This is a genomic window from Bartonella sp. MF74HXZ, assembly GCF_042194445.1.
Classification (GTDB): domain Bacteria; phylum Pseudomonadota; class Alphaproteobacteria; order Rhizobiales; family Rhizobiaceae; genus Bartonella; species Bartonella grahamii.
On the sequence record NZ_JBHIMW010000001.1, the window covers coordinates 50406 to 71943 of the forward strand.

The 21538-nt window shown below is 36.2% G+C and carries 12 protein-coding genes; 4 read left to right on the forward strand and 8 right to left on the reverse strand.

Features of this window, described 5'->3' with window-relative positions:
• Positions 1-46: 46 nt before the first annotated feature.
• Positions 47-367, reverse strand: coding sequence for a twin-arginine translocase TatA/TatE family subunit (gene tatA / locus ACFIJ8_RS00235; RefSeq protein ID WP_375619432.1), 321 nt, complete (start codon positions 365-367; stop codon positions 47-49).
• A gap of 1634 nt (positions 368-2001) precedes the next feature.
• Between tatA and ACFIJ8_RS00240 the strand changes: the two genes are divergently transcribed.
• The 3 genes from ACFIJ8_RS00240 (at position 2002) to pgsA (ending at position 5896) form a co-directional block, all read left to right on the forward strand.
• Positions 2002-2865 carry a 23S rRNA (adenine(2030)-N(6))-methyltransferase RlmJ gene (locus ACFIJ8_RS00240; protein WP_375638556.1) on the forward strand — a complete coding sequence of 288 codons (864 nt, stop codon included), beginning with the start codon at positions 2002-2004 and terminating at the stop codon, positions 2863-2865.
• A gap of 397 nt (positions 2866-3262) precedes the next feature.
• The gene (uvrC, locus tag ACFIJ8_RS00245) at positions 3263-5242 is read left to right on the forward strand and encodes an excinuclease ABC subunit UvrC (RefSeq protein ID WP_375628680.1); all 1980 of its coding nucleotides are present in this window, start codon (positions 3263-3265) and stop codon (positions 5240-5242) included.
• A gap of 72 nt (positions 5243-5314) precedes the next feature.
• On the forward strand, positions 5315-5896 hold the full coding sequence (gene pgsA, locus ACFIJ8_RS00250; RefSeq protein ID WP_375638558.1) for a CDP-diacylglycerol--glycerol-3-phosphate 3-phosphatidyltransferase: 582 nt from the start codon (positions 5315-5317) through the stop codon (positions 5894-5896).
• Positions 5897-6230: 334 nt separating this feature from the next.
• Here the strand turns inward: pgsA and ndk are convergent, their stop codons facing one another.
• From ndk to bafA (ACFIJ8_RS00270), 4 genes are all read right to left on the reverse strand, one after another.
• Positions 6231-6653: a nucleoside-diphosphate kinase gene (gene ndk, locus ACFIJ8_RS00255; protein WP_375628682.1), complete on the reverse strand. Its 423-nt coding sequence runs from the start codon at positions 6651-6653 to the stop codon at positions 6231-6233.
• Positions 6654-7046: 393 nt separating this feature from the next.
• A complete protein-coding gene (gene bafA, locus ACFIJ8_RS00260; protein ID WP_375638560.1) occupies positions 7047-9617 on the reverse strand; it encodes a BafA family autotransporter in 2571 nt (856 codons plus the stop codon).
• Between the two features lie 420 nt (positions 9618-10037).
• The gene (gene bafA, locus ACFIJ8_RS00265) at positions 10038-12602 is read right to left on the reverse strand and encodes a BafA family autotransporter (protein WP_375638562.1); all 2565 of its coding nucleotides are present in this window, start codon (positions 12600-12602) and stop codon (positions 10038-10040) included.
• Between the two features lie 362 nt (positions 12603-12964).
• Positions 12965-18529 carry a BafA family autotransporter gene (gene bafA, locus ACFIJ8_RS00270; protein WP_375638564.1) on the reverse strand — a complete coding sequence of 1855 codons (5565 nt, stop codon included), beginning with the start codon at positions 18527-18529 and terminating at the stop codon, positions 12965-12967.
• Between the two features lie 569 nt (positions 18530-19098).
• Here bafA (ACFIJ8_RS00270) and ACFIJ8_RS00275 point away from each other — a divergent pair.
• The gene (locus ACFIJ8_RS00275; RefSeq protein ID WP_026500354.1) at positions 19099-20388 is read left to right on the forward strand and encodes an MFS transporter; all 1290 of its coding nucleotides are present in this window, start codon (positions 19099-19101) and stop codon (positions 20386-20388) included.
• Here the strand turns inward: ACFIJ8_RS00275 and ACFIJ8_RS00280 are convergent.
• From ACFIJ8_RS00280 to ACFIJ8_RS00290, 3 genes are read right to left on the reverse strand one after another with little or no spacing between them, the layout of a single operon-like run.
• On the reverse strand, positions 20385-20648 hold the full coding sequence (locus tag ACFIJ8_RS00280; RefSeq protein WP_012754973.1) for a hypothetical protein: 264 nt from the start codon (positions 20646-20648) through the stop codon (positions 20385-20387). The two genes, ACFIJ8_RS00275 and ACFIJ8_RS00280, sit on opposite strands and share 4 nt — an antisense overlap.
• A complete protein-coding gene (locus tag ACFIJ8_RS00285; RefSeq protein WP_375638784.1) occupies positions 20638-20832 on the reverse strand; it encodes a hypothetical protein in 195 nt (64 codons plus the stop codon). The genes ACFIJ8_RS00280 and ACFIJ8_RS00285 overlap by 11 nt, the downstream gene beginning before the upstream one ends.
• On the reverse strand, positions 20814-21260 hold the full coding sequence (locus ACFIJ8_RS00290) for a DNA polymerase III subunit chi (RefSeq protein WP_012754971.1): 447 nt from the start codon (positions 21258-21260) through the stop codon (positions 20814-20816). Before ACFIJ8_RS00290 ends, ACFIJ8_RS00285 begins: the two co-directional genes overlap by 19 nt.
• Between the last annotated feature and the right edge of the window lie 278 nt (positions 21261-21538).

Sequence of the window (21538 nt, forward strand, 5' to 3'; positions counted from 1 at the left end):
CGACTTCCTCATCAAAAAATAACGCACAATGATGATTACGTTTTTGTTATTTGACACGCTGTTTTTTAGCAACAGATGTTTTGCTTCTTTTAGAAGCAGAAGAAGCCTTTCTGCGCGCTGTTACATGTTTTACCGATAGCGGTTGAGATTGTTGAGATTGTTGAGATTCTACATCAATTATTTGGGAAGTAGTAGCCATTTCAACTTTATCCTCAATGCCATCATCTTCTTCCTTCATATTTTTTTTGAAGGCTTTAATTCCCTTAGCAACATCGCCCATTAATTCAGAAATCTTACCGCGACCGAAAAGCACAAAGATAATCAGTAAAATTATAATTAAATGCGTTGGTGAAAAAATATTACCCATTACTCTCTCTAACTTTATGCTTTTAAATTTGATTTCATTTATTCATGCTTCTTCTGAAGAATGTATCAAATATAATATCTTAATTATATATTTTCTTCTTAACTTAAAAACAATCACACGCTTTTATTGCAAAAGAACTTTTTATCCTCTCATCCCTTCTTAGCGTACTATAACACAAACCATTCCAAAATGATAAACCGCTTCATAGAAAATTCAAAAGGCTTAAAAACTTTTCTAAAATAACTTCATCTGATCTCTTAGTTACTCATCTTCCTGTAAATACTATAGCTCATGTCTTTCCTTTTAAACAAAGTTGTACGTATCATTACAAACATTTCCTCCAATTATCCGTTACTGATAAAAATCATACCATGTTGTAAAAAATTTTACGTATTCAATTAAAAAATTCAGAAAGAACAATCTCTAAAAAACTTTCTTGACACATCATCAGTCTCTTTAAAAACTATCATCTTACGCATAATATTTATTCTTTGCGTTGGTGGGAATTTTATCATCCATTATTCCATATACAATACGAAATATAAGCCATCATCGCATTCAATTAAATATCTGACGTGTGGATAAAAACTATTAGTGGAAAGAGTAAAAATGCACTTTATGAATCAGGTCAAGTGCCAAGAGGTATGGCAATACTAAAAAATAAAAATGGTACCAGCTTGCGCCTTTATTCAGTAAAATACCTCCATATAACCAGCTCTTTGAACCGCTGCATGCCCTAACTATTACAAGTCTCCGGATTCTGGGCATGCGTTCTCATAATATCATGTGCTTAACTTATCTCAGTATTGAAAACAGAATGGGCATTAATAGAAAATTACATTCAATCAAAAGCATGGAATCGAAGCACAATCCATGTAAAAGAATTTCTTATCCTAGTCTTTTTATAAGATTATCTCATAAAGCCGCTAGATAATACAGTGTTAGAGATAGATACACCTATTTACTTTAGTTAAAAACCCCTCATTTTATTGAGATCGCTTGCAGAGAACATATCACTTTTTAAAAGTTTTGTTTTAGCACCATACACAGTAATCTAGCCATTTAGCGTGTATAATGTAAAGCTTGGGCTCCGCTTAAACCAATGAGATTCATCCACACTTTTACAAAAATCTATCACTATAATACCAGCACTTTATTGCTCTATCCATAATTTTACGCTCGCTAAAAAAACTGATAAATGTAACAATGTTTTTATCAAGCATTTTAAATTCTTTAATCTTTAAACAAGTAAATTTATGAATGAATTTGAAAGATAACCTTAAATTTTTTAACAAACTTCACTAATATTCTCGTTAATTGCTTGTCTTTTATAGTTTTCCTGAAAGAGTCCGCGATCATAAGAAACTTCTCTTACAACATAACTATCTCTATTGAAATATTTGCCCTCTTCCTATCTATTTTTCATATAAAAAAATTTAAGATCTTAACGATGAATCTCATAATATAAAAATAGCCCAGTGAATAAATGCTCCCATGACATTAATATTTTCTGTAGGGTATTATTTGGGAGTGAGGGTATTATTTGATTTCTATAAGAGTATTTTTATGGATATCAATTCTAATATTCTATGCTAATAATCCGGTACAGTTATACATATGATAGAGTTTATTCCATGAATTATCGGCATATTTATCATGCTGGCAATTTTGCTGATGTTTTTAAACACATTATTGTCACTCGCATTGTAGAATATCTCAAACGCAAAGAAAAAGCTTTTCGCGTTATAGATACGCATGCTGGAATCGGTATTTATGACCTTTCTTCTTTAGAAGCACATAAAACAGGAGAGTGGCGCGAAGGTGTCCAACGGCTTTTTTCAACTCCTATCCCAGAAGATTTAAGAGCACTCCTTTGTCCATGGTGTGATATCATTGATGCCCTCAATAAAGGGAAAAAAGAAATTGTATTTTATCCTGGATCTCCTGTTCTTATTCGTCAATTATTACGGAAACAAGATCGCCTCACCGCAATAGAATTGCACAACGAAGATTATCATATTTTAGCAAAAAACTTTGCCGGAGATTATCAGACAAAAGTTCTGCATTTAGATGGTTGGCTTTCCTTAAATGCTCATGTACCACCAAAAGAAAAACGTGGGTTTATCCTTGTTGACCCTCCCTTTGAAAAAACTGGAGAATTTTCCCGCCTTATTGAGGGATTAATGAAAGCCTATCGTCGCTTTTCTGGAGGGATCTACGCTTTATGGTATCCTGTTAAATATGACAAAGAAATTGAAAGTTTTCTTCACGCGCTTTATCAAACAGGAATTCCTAAGATTCTACAGCTTGAAATGCGTATCCGAAAAAGTTCAAGTCCACCGACAATGAATGGAAGTGGTATGATTATTATTAACCCTCCCTACCTTTTGGAAGAAGAAATGAAAAAACTCAGCCCCTTTCTTATCAACCGTCTGGGACAAGATGAAAACGCCCAAATAACGCATAAGTGGCTTCAAAAAGAACATCTATTATATTAGATCTTTCTCTATATTTTTCCTAAATCAAATATCATGTTGTAAGATACAAAGGCATAAAATGATAAAGTTCTTTGATTTTTTGAATAATATCAGTATATTATAATGATATGCTAACAACGATCAGCGTGAATTAATTTTTTCCCTTTTAGAACGTCTATCTTCTTAATCATCATGAATTTCCTATTCCACTCATTTTAATGAATAAATTGGGCAAATTCATAAAGCTGTTTTAGAATAACAACTCTCATATTTTTTATGAAAAATCGGCTCTCTAAAATCATACTCTTATGCTATAAGATATTATTTATAGAAAAAATTATAAGGATATAAATAATCATTATTTAATAAAAAAGAATATTTCATATATTAAACAAAAAACATATTCTTAATAAACGGAATGGTCCTGAAAAATAATACAAATTGTCCGAAAAATGAGCGGGAAAAGCTTTCTTTTCTCTCTAACATTACATGGAATAATGCCAATCAAAGTAATGAGAAAAATCAATTCCAAGGTGTCAAATTCATACAAGAGTTTGTTAGACACCTTCCGCATAAGCCAGGGGTTTACCGGATGATTGGTAAAAATGGTGATATTCTCTATATTGGCAAAGCTCGTAATCTCAAAAAACGTGTTTCAAACTATACGCGTGAACAAGGACACAATAATCGTATTACCCGCATGATTCGCGCAACATATCATATGGAATTTATCGTCACCCATACAGAAACAGAAGCACTCCTTTTAGAAGCCAATCTCATAAAAAGATTGCATCCACATTTTAATGTATTACTACGTGATGATAAAAGTTTCCCTTATATTATGATTACAGATGATCATCGAGTGCCTGGACTTTACAAACATCGTGGTGCCCGAACACGAAAAGCTCACTATTTTGGTCCTTTTGCTTCTGCCGGTGCAGTGACACAAACAGTTCATGTTTTACAACGCGCCTTCTTATTACGAACCTGTACTGATTCAGTTTTTGAAAACCGTACACGCCCCTGTTTGCTTTATCAAATTAAGCGATGTTCTGCACCTTGTACCCATGAAATTAGTGACAATGATTATAAAGAACTGCTGAGGGGAGCAAAAGCGTTCCTTTCGGGAAAAGATCAATCTGTTAAAAGTAATATGGTTCAAGCTATGCATAAAGCCGCAGAAAATCTTGATTTTGAACAAGCAGCTTCCTATCGTGACCGCTTATCAGCCCTTTCTCATATACAAAGCCATCAAGGTATTAATCCTCAAACGATAAAAGAAGCGGATGTATTTGCAATTGCGCAAAAAGAAGGAATGACCTGTATTCAAGTGTTCTTTTTTCGCATGGGGCAAAATTGGGGAAACCGTGCCTATTTTCCTAAAGCAGATCCCTCTTTTTCCTGTACTGAAATTTTAGCGAGTTTTCTTGCCCAATTTTACGATGATAAACCACTTCCCAAAAGCATCCTTTTATCTGAAGAAATTGAAGAAAAGACACTTCTTACAGAAGCATTGAGTCTCAAAGCAAATCACAAAGTGTCTCTCTCTTTACCCAAACAAGGTGAACGGAAAACTCTTGTTAATCATGCCTATCTCAATGCTCATGAAGCACTTGAACATAAGCTTTCTGAAACAGCCACTCATACAAAATTGCTTCAAGGTCTTGCTAAAACATTCCAACTACCTTTTCCTCCACGCCGGATAGAAGTCTATGATAATTCTCATATCATGGGAACAAATGCTGTAGGTGCTATGATTGTTGCTGGTCAAATGGGATTTGTTAAAAATCAATATCGCAAATTCAACATTCGCTCAATAGATATCACGCCTGGCGATGATTTTGGCATGATGAAAGAAGTGATTAAACGGAGATTTTCACGCCTTATAAAAGAGCATGATCAGCCAAATAGAAGTCATGACATAAAAGATAATGATCTTTTTCCCATTTGGCCTGATCTTATCTTAATCGATGGTGGTGAAGGACAAATCAACAGCGTACATGCAATACTTGCTGAATTACAATTAAATGACCTCTTCACAGTTGTTGGAATCGCCAAAGGTATTGACCGCCATGCGGGACGTGAACGATTTTTTATAAAAGGTATTCCCCCCTTTACACTTCCTCCACGTGATCCTATCCTCTATTTTTTGCAACGTCTGCGTGATGAAGCACACCGTTTTGCGATTGGAGCTCATAGGATAAAACGAAAAAAAGAAACATTCAAAAACCCACTTGATGAAATCGAAAATATCGGTCCGACAAGAAAGCGTGCGTTGCTTCATCATTTTGGAAGTGCCAAGGCTATTGCTAGTGCCTCACTTGAAGATTTAAAAAAAGTTACGGGAATCTCTATGACAATTGCACAAAAAATTCATAACCATTTTCATGAAAAATAGGCTTGTTTCATAACCTTTGCCTTGTTACGTTTAGGAAATATATTCTCTTTCACAAGAATTAAAAATGGCTCCATGAAAAATCATACTTTTTCTTTTCCAAATATTTTAACTTATGCACGAATTGTTGCAGTCCCAATGGTTGTTGCATGCTTTTTTTTAGAAGGGCGATTACAATCAAATGATATCACTCGCTGGATTGCTGTGTCCATTTTTATCGTTGCATCCATTACTGACTTTCTTGACGGTTACCTTGCTCGTATTTGGGAACAAACATCCAATATTGGTCGCATGTTAGATCCAATTGCTGATAAACTTCTCGTCTCTGCTTGTTTGCTCTTGCTTGCCGCAGACAGTACCATCGCTGGGTGGACACTATGGGCAGCTATTATCATTCTTTGCAGAGAAATTCTTGTATCAGGATTACGTGAATATTTGGCTGAGTTAAAAGTTAGTGTTCCTGTCTCTCGTCTTGCAAAATGGAAAACTTTTGTACAGATGATCGCTATTGTATTTCTTTTAGCTGGACCAGCTGGTAATAAAATTTTTCCTTACACAGTAGAGTTTGGCATTACTATGCTGTGGATTGCTGCCCTCCTTACATTGTGGACAGGATGGGATTATTTTCGTGCAGGTTTAAAACACGTTATCCTATGAATAGTATGGAGATTTATAATGATAATTTATCTTTTTGTACTTAAATGAGGGATGAGAGTAGCATAAGATTGATTCATTTTAAATCTATTAATGATAAATCAATAAAACACTTTTTTGCACATTACAAGTAAGGGTGGCATGTAGATAAAAGCTCTTCAAAAAAAGAGTAAATAGATTTTATATTCTCGCAAAAGCAGTTACAATATTAAAAGCTAAAAAACGATGAATGCTCCCTATGCTTTCAAAAAAGTCTATAATCTTATAAGCAAAAAACCGAAATATAGTGTTTCGGATTTTTGCTTCTTATAAACGCTTTATTATTATAAACGCTTGATTAACCAACAATTTCTACCTCAGAAAACCAAAAGGCGATTTCTGTTTTTGCCGTTTCAGCGCTATCGGATCCATGGACAGAATTTTCGCCAATCGATAAAGCATGAACCTTACGAATTGTCCCTTCTTCTGCATCACTAGGATTCGTAGCTCCCATTACTTCACGGTTTTTAGCTATTGCATTTTCGCCTTCCAAAACTTGTACAACGGTTGGACCAGAAGACATGAATTCCACCAATTCACTAAAAAAAGGGCGTTCTTTATGAACAGCATAAAAATTTTCAGCCTCACGTTTGCTCATCCAGACACGTTTAGACGCAATAACACGTAGCTCCGCATCCTCAAGCATTTTAGTAATTGCGCCAGTCAAATTACGACGGGTTGCATCTGGTTTAATCATCGAAAAAGTACGCTCTAAAGCCATTTAACCACCTTTATTTCATTTATAACATTCTCTCGCCATTTCTATAGCGAGCAAGAAGCCCTTTGCCAAGTGACTCTACAAAAATCTACACAAATTCTCAAAAATATAGAATGAATTATAAAGAAAACTTTAATAGAAATACCTGTAATTGCTCATCCCATCATAAAGATGCGCTACCGACTCTCAATAAATATTGAACCTTCTTACATAATCTTAAATGCCTCTCATCAAATTTATCATTGAAGCAATAAAGAATCATAAGAAAAGCCTAACATGCAAAATATATACCTTTTTGAAAGCCTTCTTCTTTAAAGAGGATGAACCTAGATACTCCGATCTAGGTTTGAAAATCCTTCTACACACATTGAGATCAATCAAAAAATAACCATATAATTAAAAACTATAGCGTACACCTAAAATACCCTGAAGGGACTGTTTTGTTTTACGTCCTTTAATATAATGTGCCTCACCATATAACTTTAACTTCTCACTCACTAAACTGCTCAAACCGATTCCTAACTTACCTGCATTACCCGATAAGTCAGTGGTAAATGAATGCCGTTGATTAATCAATGTATGGTTGTCATCTTTATTCTCACGCAACCATGCTGCTGTAATATACGCAAGTGATGAGGAATCCATACGAGAACCAAATTCATATCCTAAAGATATGCCAACCTCACTGCGTAATGAAGTGAATGGACGCATGTCACCTATCATGTCATTCGATAACTTGATTTCTTTACCCTCAACTTGCAACCATGTAAATTGTCCATAAGGCTGCAACCAACTGCTCTTTGACGTCTTAAGTCGATAACCTGCTTCAAAGGAAGTGCCCACCGCCCATTGCCTATAGCTTCCTTCAATCCCTAAACCATTCGTTGAAACTGCCTTTAGAGTATTCTGATAATGATTATATTTTAAAATACCATCTAAATACCATCCACTATGATCCAAATAAGTGACATAAGCGCCAATGCCATAAGCATTGATACCGCTCATACCACCCCGTGCATGCGCAATGCGTGCGCGGTCATAACTGCCAAAACCACCTATATAAAATTCTCCATTTTCCAACTCGCTTAAACTATTGATCCCTAAAACAATACCTGTCTGATCCAACTTAAAATCTATATGCTCTGTAGCAATGCTCTCTTTAGACTTGATCGCATAGCTCCATAAAGCTGCATTCTTGTTACTTTTATCTAGAATTCCTCTTCCCGCACGCACGGTTTGCATTTCATTGTGAAAAACCATCGCTGGAGCCACAGACATAGACAATACCGCATCTGTAGAGGGAGTGGTTAAAAAGTGAGAAACTGAAAGCGTCTCTCTCAATTGTGGAGAAGGCTGTTCTTTATAAACTGGACGCAAAATCATTTGATCTGCTAAAGATTGTGAAGATTCTGAAACAACAGCCTGTTGCTTTCCATCAGAAAAATGAAGAGAACTTGCTGGGGGAGACTTCACATGAGTGCGATTTTCTTGAGAGGGAGATACCGAAACACTAGAGACATTCTGTCTTTCTCTTAAATGACGTGGAGGACGTGGCTTGGGTTGCTCTTTTTTAGTAGGTTTACGAGGACCGGTATTTTTTCCTCCAGAAGAAGCGCCTTGATGAGACAATGCAAGAGGAACCTTCGTTTTCTTGTTTACACACTGTGCTTCAGTACTCGAATGTTCTGCATTTTCAGAGACTCTGCTTAAAGACCAAATTGTAGCACTACCACTAGAACTAGCACACCTTTCTCTCTTCAGCAATTGATACTGATAGGTTCCACCATCGACAACTGTAATGTTCTTGCCCAAAAAATCTGCCAAAGTAAAATTAGCCCCTCCATCTTGGCTTCTATCGGTAATTAATGGAAGTTCAGTAACCAAACTATTCCTTTTTGAGAGAGGACCTATAATTTCAGCACCAGAATCTGCAACGCTTATTTTGTGATTACCTGCGCCCTCATCAACCGACAAGTAATCACTCGAATCCCCCGTAGCGCTAATATTGAATCGAAAATGTAAATCCCCTGAAAGTTTCTCAACATGAAGTGAAATATGTCGCGGATCATACGGAATAGAAGTAAAAATAACAGTTCCATTATGCCCCCCTAAATCTTCAATTTCAATCTGAGGTTTTTCTCCTGTGTTTCGTTCACCAACCTCAAATATTATTTCATCAACTCTTGCCTCTATAGGAATCTTTTTCTTAGTGATATGGTTTGTCCTATCACCAGCAAATAAATAAAGTTCTCCGTGATCATTGACCCTTACTTCTCCAACGACTTTTTGAACACCAACATGGAACCACGATTTAGCAAAGCTGTTAACTGTCAGACCGTCCACAAACCCTTCAGGATATACAACTTGAATAGCATGATCTTTCAAATTAGTAGCATAAGATTCTCCTAACGCTAAGACATGCTGTCTCCCATTCCCAGAGATCTCAGCATACATTGATTTCCCCCCCTCTTTTCTTTCTCCCGAATAAAGATTTTGTTCTCCGTTATCTCCCACTTTCGTATACCAAACCCACGCTCCATCATACACATTCTGCTGTCCCACTACTCCACCATCCCCTGAAACTGTAGAATTATATGCACTACTTTTTCTCTCCACGCTTGTAAGATCAAGACCTTTTTCTTCATGAATAAACTGCTTACCACCAAGGATTTCGGTGCCTATAGCAGTTCCTCCGCGTGTAACTATTTGCATTCCCCCTTTTTTAATAGTGGAACCTATAGAAGTTGCTCCATTTTCAACAATTTCAACACCGCCATCTCCAATTTTACTCTTACTACTGGGAAAATTATTTGTAATCAGTGCTGAACCTTTTGGTATCTCTGCTCGATTTCCTACATGTTCTACTATTGTTAGCTCTCCATTTCTGTTTTCAACTGCACTTGCAACTTGTACAAGACAACTACTGATCATCAATACTGAAAAACTTAACTTATGTTTATACTGCATTATCGACACTCCACTCTCAATTATTTAGAAAAATATCCCACGGCTACGTAGGTAACCCGCCTTAGATTGTATCGTAATGTGTTTTATTTATGTTTAAAAACACTTTTAAAGTGTATTTTTTAATATAAACAACTTTAAGTTGTGTATCTATAAGCAGTTAGAAAATTCTAACTTAAGGCAGAAAATCTGAATAAAATTCAAACTGTTCACTTGAGTTCAAGGAACAATTTTCAATATTTGAAGTTATAGATGAAAAAAACGCTCGTGCCTTCAAAGGAGAGTATAAAGATATCCTTACTGTTTGAGAAGATCTCTACACTCTCGAGAAGATAAAATCGAGCGTTATCTGTTTAAGCTTGCAAAACAATTACATTCATAAAGTTAATCAGCCGCGTACACACATATCGCGTACACACATATTTAGAAACTATAGCGTAATCCTAAAATAGCTTGAAGAGCATTCTTAATCTTATGTCCTTTTAGATAATGTGCTTCCGCATAAAGTGTCAGTTTATCATTGACCGAACCGTTTACACCAATTCCCAATTTACCTGCATTACCCGATAAGTCTGTAATAAATTTATGCTGGTTATTAATTGTCGTATAATTATTATTTACATTCTCACGCAACCAAGCTGCCATAATGTAAGCTGTTAATGAAGTTTCTGAATTCACAAAGAATTCATGTCCTGCAGTTAATCCAACTTCACTGCGGAATGAAACCAATGGGCTTAGATCACCTATCATTCCATTTGAAAGTTTTATTTTTTTACCTTCAACCTGCAAACCTGTTAGCTTGATATAAGGCTGCATCCAAGTATTCTGTGCCGGTGTAAAATAACAACCAATTTCAAATGACCCACCTATCGCCCACTGATTGTAATGACTTTGAATAGCTAAACCATTCGTGGAGATAGCTTTCAAATTATCTCGGTAATAATTATATTTCAAAACACCATCCATATACCATCCGCGATGATCAAAATAAGTTGCATAAGTTCCAATGCTATAAGAACTCAGATCACTATTACCACCTCGTGCATGAGAAATACGTGCTTGATCATAACTACCGAAACCACCAACATACAACTCTCCATGCCTTAATTCACTCAACTGATCAGCACCAAAGACTAAACCTGTCTGCCCAAGCTTAAAGTGTGTATGTCCTGTCGCAATACGTTCTCTGCTCTTAATCGCATAAGTCCATAGTTCGACATCTTTCCTATTTCTGTTCCAAATTTTTCTACCATTCCTTACAATTTGCAACTCATTGTTAAAAACAAGTCCAGGAACTACGGACAACGTTAATACTGCATCTGTAGAGGGTGTTGTTGATGTCTCACCAGGAACAAAAGGATTTGCTGGATCTGGAATAGAGGTTTCTGGTCCACTGAGGCGGTCTGCAGATAAAAACCACACTTTTCCATTTTCATCCTTTCTTTCTTTCAAGTCATACATATAAGTTCCACCATCAATGGCGTTAATTTTGTCACCCTTAAGATCTGTCAGCGTAAAATGTGCGCCACCACTTTGATCCATAATTAAATCACGCTTATTTGAAAAAGGATCCGTGATTTCAACTCCAGAATCAGCAACACTTATCGTATGATTCCCAGCACCTTTCTCAACAAAGAGATAATCACCACGGTTATGGGCAATCGTAGTATTGAACGCGAAATGTAAATTTCCTGAAAGATTATTCACATGAAGCTGAGAATAATATGGATCAGAACCTGTAAACGAAAAAATAACACTCCCTTCACCACTTAATTTTTGTATCAAAGAACTTTTTCCATCAAACTCGTCAGTAATAGAGTACAGTTTTGTATCTTTTCCATTTAAAATAATATCTTCTACTATGGTACGATGTTGATCATTCCCAGCATAAAGATGAATCTGCCCAGAATGATTTACCTGTGTCTTGCCTTCTAATGTTGCCCCAGCATGCACCCATGATTTTGCTTCATCATTCATTGTTAGATTTTTTACAGATCCATCAGCATATATTTCCTGAATAGCGCTCTCATTTAAAGTAACTCCAATAGCCTTACCACCTTTTAAGATACGCTGTTTACCACCGCCAAAAACTTCTGTGTCAAATGCAAAACCACCATTTTTAGCACTTTGAGATTTTTTTCCAACCTCTTGTACGCCCCCTCGCATAACTTTCGTATCCCAAACTTTTCCGCCATCATATACTTTTTGTTGACCTAGTGTTTTATCTTGACCATAAATGACAATATGAGAAGCACTACTCCCTTTAACCTCTCCTCTAACATCCCCCTCCCCGAAAACAAGTTGCTCACCACCATAAATTTTAGTCCCCTCTACTTTTCCTCCATTTCCAACACTTTGTTGTCCACCTTCTTTAACGACAGCATTTTTTGAAAAGCCTTGTTTTCCCTTTAAAGCCTCAACATTTTCAATTCCACCATGTTCAATTTTACTATTCTCACTGAGACCTCCTGCATACACATAAAGCTCCGCACCATTCCTTACAGTGTTATTAATGGATCGCCCTGGGCTATCACTCTCGCCATCATTTGAAATGTATGCTTTACCTTCATTATCAAGGACATAATTTTCTAACAGCGCCCCATCTTTAATGAAGATAAGTTCAGGTTTTTTAAGAAACGCAATATTTTGTTCTTGTACATTATATCCGACATTGTCACGACGACTGTTGCCAAGCTCCTGTTGACTCGCAAACACTCTAGTGCCCTTATCCTCAGTAAAATCGCTAGGCTTTTTTAAAAAGTCTAATTCATTGCGCGCCCTTATAATAACATCATTAGATGCTCCAAGTATGCATCTTCCTGTTTTCATATCCTCATTGTATTGATCCTGAAATATTTTGCCATTTTCATAACTTGAAGATTGACAAAAAAGCGGTATTCCCCCCTCATTTGCAGCAGCAGCTTGTACAAAACAGCTGCTCAACATGAGTATCCAACAATGTCGTTTCCATTTATATTGTAGAGCCATATCCTCCCCCCTTCACGCCTGCATAGACACTAAACGTAATTAGCTCTACAAAACATATTTTCAACCTTAGATTGCAAACAATCCTTCTTAAAAATCCTCCTTATCTCATACAAAACTGTTCTCTACAGTTTTTTTAATACTTTTTTGATCAAGAATATAAGGGCGTTTTTATAGTGCTTCTTTAGCATTTTCTCGGAGTTTTCTTATCAAAGAAAAAAGTAATGCATAATAAAGTATATAAGGGTATACAGTTTATCGTGAAAAGCAAAGCCACATGCTCTGAAAAATTGTTCTCTGAACCTTCATTAAAGATCTTTAAAAACAATCATATATTTAAAGATAACCAAAAAATAACCATATAATTAAAAACTATAGCGTACACCTAAAATACCCTGAAGGGACTGTTTTGTTTTACGTCCTTTAATATAATGTGCCTCACCATATAACTTTAACTTCTCACTCACTAAACTGCTCAAACCGATTCCTAACTTACCTGCATTACCCGATAAGTCAGTGGTAAATGAATGCCGTTGATTAATCAATGTATGGTTGTCATCTTTATTCTCACGCAACCATGCTGCTGTAATATACGCAAGTGATGAGGAATCCATACGAGAACCAAATTCATATCCTAAAGATATGCCAACCTCACTGCGTAATGAAGTGAATGGACGCATGTCACCTATCATGTCATTCGATAACTTGATTTCTTTACCCTCAACTTGCAACCATGTAAATTGTCCATAAGGCTGCAACCAACTGCTCTTTGACGTCTTAAGTCGATAACCTGCTTCAAAGGAAGTGCCCACCGCCCATTGCCTATAGCTTCCTTCAATCCCTAAACCATTCGTTGAAACTGCCTTTAGAGTATTCTGATAATGATTATATTTTAAAATACCATCTAAATACCATCCACTATGATCCAAATAAGTGACATAAGCGCCAATGCCATAAGCATTGATACCGCTCATACCACCCCGTGCATGCGCAATGCGTGCGCGGTCATAACTGCCAAAACCACCTATATAAAATTCTCCATTTTCCAACTCGCTTAAACTATTGATCCCTAAAACAATACCTGTCTGATCCAACTTAAAATCTATATGCTCTGTAGCAATGCTCTCTTTAGACTTGATCGCATAGCTCCATAAAGCTGCATTCTTGTTACTTTTATCTAGAATTCCTCTTCCCGCACGCACGGTTTGCATTTCATTGTGAAAAACCATCGCTGGAGCCACAGACATAGACAATACCGCATCTGTAGAGGGAGTGGTTAAAAAGTGAGAAACTGAAAGCGTCTCTCTCAATTGTGGAGAAGGCTGTTCTTTATAAACTGGACGCAAAATCATTTGATCTGCTAAAGATTGTGAAGATTCTGAAACAACAGCCTGTTGCTTTCCATCAGAAAAATGAAGAGAACTTGCTGGATATGCCCCTCCAATAATTTGACTTCCAAGAGTTGAAACAGTTAGAGATACAGAAGCTGGAGATTTTTGCCTTAAGTTTTGGCGGTTTTCTCTTCGATGTAGCAACTTAATAGCATGCTCTTTTGTAACTGTAATAGTTGAAAGAGAAGAATCTGATTGATTTTGATTTAAATGCCACGCAGATCTACTCCTACTACGTGGCAAACTGTTGAGAAATGAAACATTATCAATAAATACCGCAGATAAATACCAAACTTTTTCACCCCCATCCTCATCAATTCTCTGTTTTAAACCATACATATAGGTTCCGCCATCAATAGTTTTAACATTTGCACCAGAAAAGCTTCTCAGAGTAAAATGTGCTCCTCCACTTTGATCAACAATTAAATCAAGTTCTGTCGAAGAAGGATCAACAATTTCAATACCGGAATCTACAATACTTATTGTGTGAGAACCACGGCCATTCTTGATAAAGAGATAATCACCCTCTCCTTCTGCAAGGCTGACATTAAAATCGAAATGTAGACTCCCAAAAAGATTATCAATATAAAGCTTAGAGTAATGTAAATTGGATTCTATAGAAGTAAAAATAATATTTCCCACACCGCTTAGCTTCTTAATATAGGTTTCTGTGTTTCCATATCCAGTAGAAATAGAGTATAATTTAGCGTTTTCTCCTTCTAAATTAATATCGTCTACTGTTGTCTGAGAATTTTTATATTTAGTATAAAAGCTATTATTTCCAGCATAAAGATGGACTTGTCCAAAATCATGAATCTTTATTTTTCCTTCCAACATCGCACCAGCAAAAACCCATGAATTGGCTCCTTCTTTAATTGTTAGATTTTTTACAATGCTACCAGCATGAACTTCTTGAGCAGCATGGCGGTGTAAAGTCACAATATCCGCCTCTCCCCCTGCTAATACCCGCTGTACCCCACCCGCAAAAACCTCAGTATTTACGGCTAAGCCACCACTTTTTTGTACAAAACTATCATCATCTGCAAACCATTTAGCAAGAGTTTGTATTCCTCCACTCATCACTTTTGTTCCCACAGCCATCCCATCATCATATATATTCTGCTGTCCCGGCGTGTCATCTTGACCATAAAGTGTCGTGTTATAAGTGCTGCTCCCCACAATTTCACCATTTACATAACCCTCTCCGAAAACAAACTGCTCACCACCATAAATTTCAGCTCTCAATGCGGATCCTCCTCCCTCCACTCTTTGTTTTCCACCCTCGTAAATAATCGTAAATTCTGAGATACCCTGTTCCCCTACAATCTCTGAACCACCATTTTCAATTGTTGTATTCTTACTAAAACCACCAGTCTTAACATAGAGTGTTGCAGTTTCTGGAACTGTATTATTAATGGATAATTTAAAATCATCCGTTTCTCCATCACCAGCAATATAAACTATGCTATTGTCACCGAGTATGGAGTTTTGTAAATTTTTTTCACCTAGACCAGTAATGAAATCCTCTGCATAAAAATTGAAATCACCTGTATAAGAATTGGTTATAGAATCTTCCGAAGGAGAAACAGTATTGTCTTGCTCAAAAGAGTTATCTATAGGCAACTCCGTATGAGATGGAGAAAAGATAGGAGTAGAAATTTTTTCCAATGTAGATGATGTCGATAAAGACCAAATCTTTCCACCGTTATGATCTTTTTTCTTTAGAGCGTACATATAGACTCCATTATCAACAGTAGCTATCTCTTCACCCCCGAAATCTATCAGAGTAAAATGCGCATTTCCGCTTTGATCATGAATTAAATCAAGCTCCAAAACTAAATTCTGATTTTGTAGAAGAGAATTGGTCACTTCAGCACCAGAATCGATAACGCTGATGGTGTGATGACCTGCTCCTTTTTTTATAAGAAGATAATCACCGCGCTGTTCTGCAAAATTAGTATTAAACCTAAAATGTAAATTACCTGAAAGATTATCGACCTCAAGTTTAGAGTAATGTGGATTAAACACGGTAGAAGTAAAAACAACGCGCCCATCCCCGCTTAGATCCTCAATCAAAGAGCTTTCACCATCCATCTTGGAAGCAATAGAGTATAATGTGGTATCTTTGCCATTTAAAACAATTTTTTCTACTTCAGTATGAGATTGCTCAGCACCAGCATAAAGATAAATCCGTCCAGAATCATGAATCATGGTGTTTCCTTCTAATGTTGCACCAGAATGTAACCACGATTGTGCTTGATCCTTAATCGTTAAATCTTTTACATAGCCTCCTAAATCTATTGCTTGAAAAGCATTCCCTTGTAAGAGAACACCAATCGCGATTCCTCCTGCTAAAACGTGTTGTTCTCCACCAGAAAAGATCTTCGTATCAAATGCAAAACTGCTATAATGGTCTAGATCTTTTTCCACAAAAAGATTTTGTACCCCTCCTTCCATGATCTTTGTGCTAAAAACCTCTCCATCATCATACACATTCTGGTATCCTAGCACTCCATTTTTACCAGAAACGACAGTGTCATAGGCGCTACTCCTTACCATCTCACCTTTGATATCAGACTTTCCTGAAACAAACTGCTCACCACCGTAAATTTGAGCCCCTTCAGTTTTCCCCCCATCTTCAACCTTTTGTTTTCCCCCTCTCTTAACTGTACTATCCTGTGAAAGACCCTGTGTTCTAATAAGTTCAGTACCGCCTCTTTGAATTGTCGTATACAGGCTAAAACCACCGTTATAAACGGAAAGCTTTCCAGCATCTTTAACTATATTACTAATTGAAGTTTCTCCATTGCTATCAACTTTCTCACTGTTACTATCAAAGCTAGGATCAGCAATCGTAACAATCATTCCCTTTTCAATTGTGCGTTCTGTGAGATCATTCGATAATGAAGCCATCGCAGATGGTTGCAAGTTAAAATCAGAAAATAAAGAGGTATTTTCCTCATCAAGAGCATAATTCGCATCTAAATACCAAATTTTACCATTGCTCTTATTTTTTCTATGTTTCAAACTGTACATATAGGTTCCGGCATCAATAGCTCTGATTTTTTCACCAAAAGTGTTTGTCAGAGTAAAATGAGCGTTTCCACTATGATCAGAAATTAATTTAAGCTTTTTGTGGGAAGGGGTTGTAACCTCACCTCCAGAATCAGTAATACTTATTGTATGATAACCTGAACCACTTTTTTTAATAACAAGATAATCACTAAGATGCTTGGCAAAGTTGACATTAAACTCAAAATGTAAAGAACCTGATAGATCATCAATATTAAGCTTAGAGTAATGCTTATCAGCCCCAAGAGACGTAAAAATAACTCTGCCACTTCCAGTTAAATTCTGGATATTAACCTGAGAGAGAGTAGCGTTATTTTCAGTTGCAATAGAGTATAACTTGGTATCTTCTCCATTTAAAATAAGATTTTCTACTTCCGTAACAGCTTCACCATTCCCAGCATAAAGATAGAGGTTGCCAAAATCATTAACATTTGTATCCTTATCTAATATTGCACCAGCAAAAACCCATGATTGTGCTTGGTGATTAATTGTTAGATTATCCGCGTATCCAGAATCATATATCTTCTGAGTAGCTCTATCATATAAAGTAACTTCGCTCGCATTCCCTCCTGCTAAGATATTCTGCACACCATTTTTAAAAAGTTCGGTACTAAGTGCAAAAGCCCCCTCATTGATTGTAAAATCCTCATTTTCTGTATCAGCTGTATCAGTATCTTCTGAGAATCCGTTATTAAAATTCTCTTTACCATCAAGATTCTGGACACCTCCTTTCATAACCTTTGTGTCAACAACCATCCCCCCACTATAGACACTTTGTAGTCCTAGGATTCCATCTTCAGCATAAATTTCGGTGTTATAAGCACTACTTTCCTTATCTTTACGCAACAAACCAGTTCCAAGGACCCCCTTACCAAAAATAATCTGCTCACCACCATAGATTTTAGCCCCCTCAGCATTTGCACCACTCTCAACAATTTGTTTACCACCTTTTTTAACAGTGGCGTATTCTGAACTGCTCAGATTTTGGACGAATTCAATACCACCACTCTCAATTGTCGTATCCCTGCTAACACTTGCTGCATCAATGTAGAGTTTTCCACCTTCTTTAACCGTATTATTGATGGAATAGCCTGCATCTTCATATTTAAAGCTATTTATTTCAGAATCTTCAGAGTCACGATTAGTAATATAGATAGTAGCACCATCACTTATTATTGAATTTGTGAGTACTTCAAAGAATAGGTTTTCTAATCTCTTCCTTTCCTCTTCTGAATACTTACTTCCTTCTACTATCTGTTTATTCTCTATCCTTTTTGATCCCCCCTTTTTTTCTTTTAATCCCCTCACTTCCAATAACAATTTTTTTGTCTCTTCTAGATGTTCACTGATACTTACTGGTGTTAATAACTTTTCTTTTGGTGTCGCTACTCCATCTGCACTCGCAATCTTGACAAAAAAACCACTGGTCATTAATGCACAAAAACTTAATTTCAATTTGCGTTGCATTATTCACACTCCATAATTTCAAATTTAAATTCCCCCATTTAGAAAAAAGTGCATAGACCAAAACAACTCAATGCAATTGCTCAACCTCATGTTTTTTTAAGATAATAAAGCATTCGATGGACTAAACTCTGACAGATCAAATATACACCCTGTGTTTTAAAATGCATGCACAACTAAAAGATTTAATTTCTTTTTGATACGCTTAAAAAGTGTTATAATTACATCTATGGAAAAATATTTTTGAGATACCAAAGGCTGGTCTATAAATAAGATTGATCCCTCAATAGATAAAATAAAAATGGCATTAAACATTAAAGGAAACAGTAATGTTAATGAGAGCGGCCTTTATATCCACATATTTCTTCCTCTACAGCATTTAAAACAGTGTCTTTATTCTACTTAACTTGGATAATCTAAAGAACACTTATTCATGCTCATCAAGCCATAATCATTGTTCTAATATATAAGAAACGTCATAATATCGACTCGACAGTGATTTGAAATTTTTATAATTATAGTCAGTTAACTCATCATTTGATTTGTCATATACTGAAAGGGACATTCTATTCATGTCTATAAACTTAGAAATACAAGGTACAAGAAACAGAAATTCCCCTCGTCGCATTTTGTTTGCAAGCCTTATTGGCCCAACAATTGAATTCTTTGATTTCTATGTCTTTGCCACTGCCGCAGCTCTCATATTTCCTCATGTGTTTTTTCCAACACAAAATGATCAGATTGCCATTTTACAATCTTTCCTGATCTTTGGAGCGGCCTTTTTTGCCAGGCCCTTTGGATCAATTGTTTTTGGACATTTTGGAGATAAAATTGGAAGAAAAGCAACACTTATTGCTTCTCTTCTCACAATGGGTCTTTCAACAGTCATTATTGGTTTTCTTCCTACTTATGAAACCGCTGGATGGTTTGCCCCTTTCCTCTTGACCTTGTGCCGTATTGGACAGGGAATGGGATTAGGAGGAGAATGGGGAGGAGCTGTTTTGCTCGCAACAGAAAATGCCCCTCCAGAAAAGCGCGGCTGGTACGCGATGTTCCCCCAATTGGGTGTTCCAATCGGTTTATTTTTATCTATTGCCGTTTATTTAGGTCTGTTGCATTTCCTTGATCATGAAGAACTTTTAGCTTGGGGATGGCGCATTCCTTTTATTGCTTCAGTTGTTTTTATGATTATAGGATTATGGGTCCGTCTTTCAATCAATGAAACTGTTCAATTCAAAAAAACTCTTGAAAGTAAAGAACGTGTCAAAGTTCCTATCATCGATGTCTTTTTAAAATGTCCACGAATCCTATTTCTTGGAATATTTTCTGGTATGGCAACATTTGTTTTGTTTTACTTGGTCACCGCATATTTGTTAAGCTACTCAACAAACCATCTGCAATTGCCATTTTATCAAGCTCTTCAAGTCGAAATTGTTGGTGCTATTTTCTGTGGAATTTTTACTGTCATCACTGGAAAACTCGCTGATCGTATTAGACGTAGAACTTTGATGATTTGGGTTACAATCATCACCGGTATCTATTCTTTTGCAATTCCTTATTTCTTAAATTCTGGAGTTATAGGAGTCCTTGCAATGTCCGTTATCGGTTTGTCTATCATGGGGATGATATACAGTCCTCTTGGTGCTGTTTTGGCTTCACCATACCCAACAGCAATTCGATATACTGGTTCTTCTATTACTTTCAACTTATCGGGTATCGTAGGAGCCTCTCTTGCGCCTTATATTGCAGAATATCTGGTACAACATTTTGATACATCTTATATCGGTTATTATTTGCTTCTTGCTTCTTTTATTTCACTGATTTGCTTCGTCGGATTTACAGATGATGAAATATCCAACTAAAATATAATAAAGAAGAATAAAATAAGTACTGGCAGCAAAAATGCTGCCAGTTTCATTTTTAAAGACATGGGTTGCGGTATTTTCCACCACAATATTCCTGCAAACAAGGCACTCAAAAAGAAAAATAAAAAATCTGCAATATTGCTTATATAAGCAACAGTAAACATTCCTGATAGGATATGTGTTGTTCCCAACCACGAAACGCAAAAAAAAGCCAATATCACAGCCCATAAAACAAGCAAAATTCGATCAATTATCATGATGCCGTTTCATTTTTTTAATTGTAGGCCATATCTTTAATATGCCTAAAAGAAAAATCACAATAAAAATCCAACGCCCTCCCCCTGATCCTTTCGCAATAAAAAGCGCTGGATTTACTATTCCTATCAATCCTATAAAAATCAGAACAACAGAGATGAGACGCATTAAACCTGTTTTTCCCAACAACGATCTTCAGTCTGTTGCCAATACGTTAAATTATGATTTTCCATTTTATATTTTTTCCACTGTGCACGAACAAGACTCAACTGCTCATCATCTCTACCATCAAATATCACAACAAGCCGTTGATAAGTATCAATATTCGAACATACGGCTCCCTCTATGAGAAAACGAATCTTTGAATCATTCGGATTTTCTTGTCCTGTCGTCAGAAATACAGGCTGAAAGTTTGAATATTGATCACACTCAGTTCCATGTCCAATAAATGATTCATCCGCATAAACCCATAAATGCATATCCATAGAATCGCGTTGTTCTTCACTTACACATTGTATTGTTACCTTACCAAAACGAGCCAATGCACGCTCTACAAGCGTTGGCAAAATATCTTTCAGCGTTGACTGCGTCAAATGATAGAATAGAATATCCAACCTCTTAAGCCCTCATCACCCTTTATAAAAAGCTAACATCTTTTTTAGAGAAACTTCCATACCCACAGTATAAAAGGAAACGGTTCAAGATATAAACCCTCTTTTTTGATTGAGATGCATTATCCTTTTGCACGTGTCTTTAAAAGACAAAAAATTTTAATTTCAACGTTAATAAAAAATTTTTTTAAGTTATTTTCTAGATTCTTTGTAGACTATAGTTGAAAATAAAATATAATGTACGGAAAATTTAAAGAGGACCTCATAGGCAATTTTATATT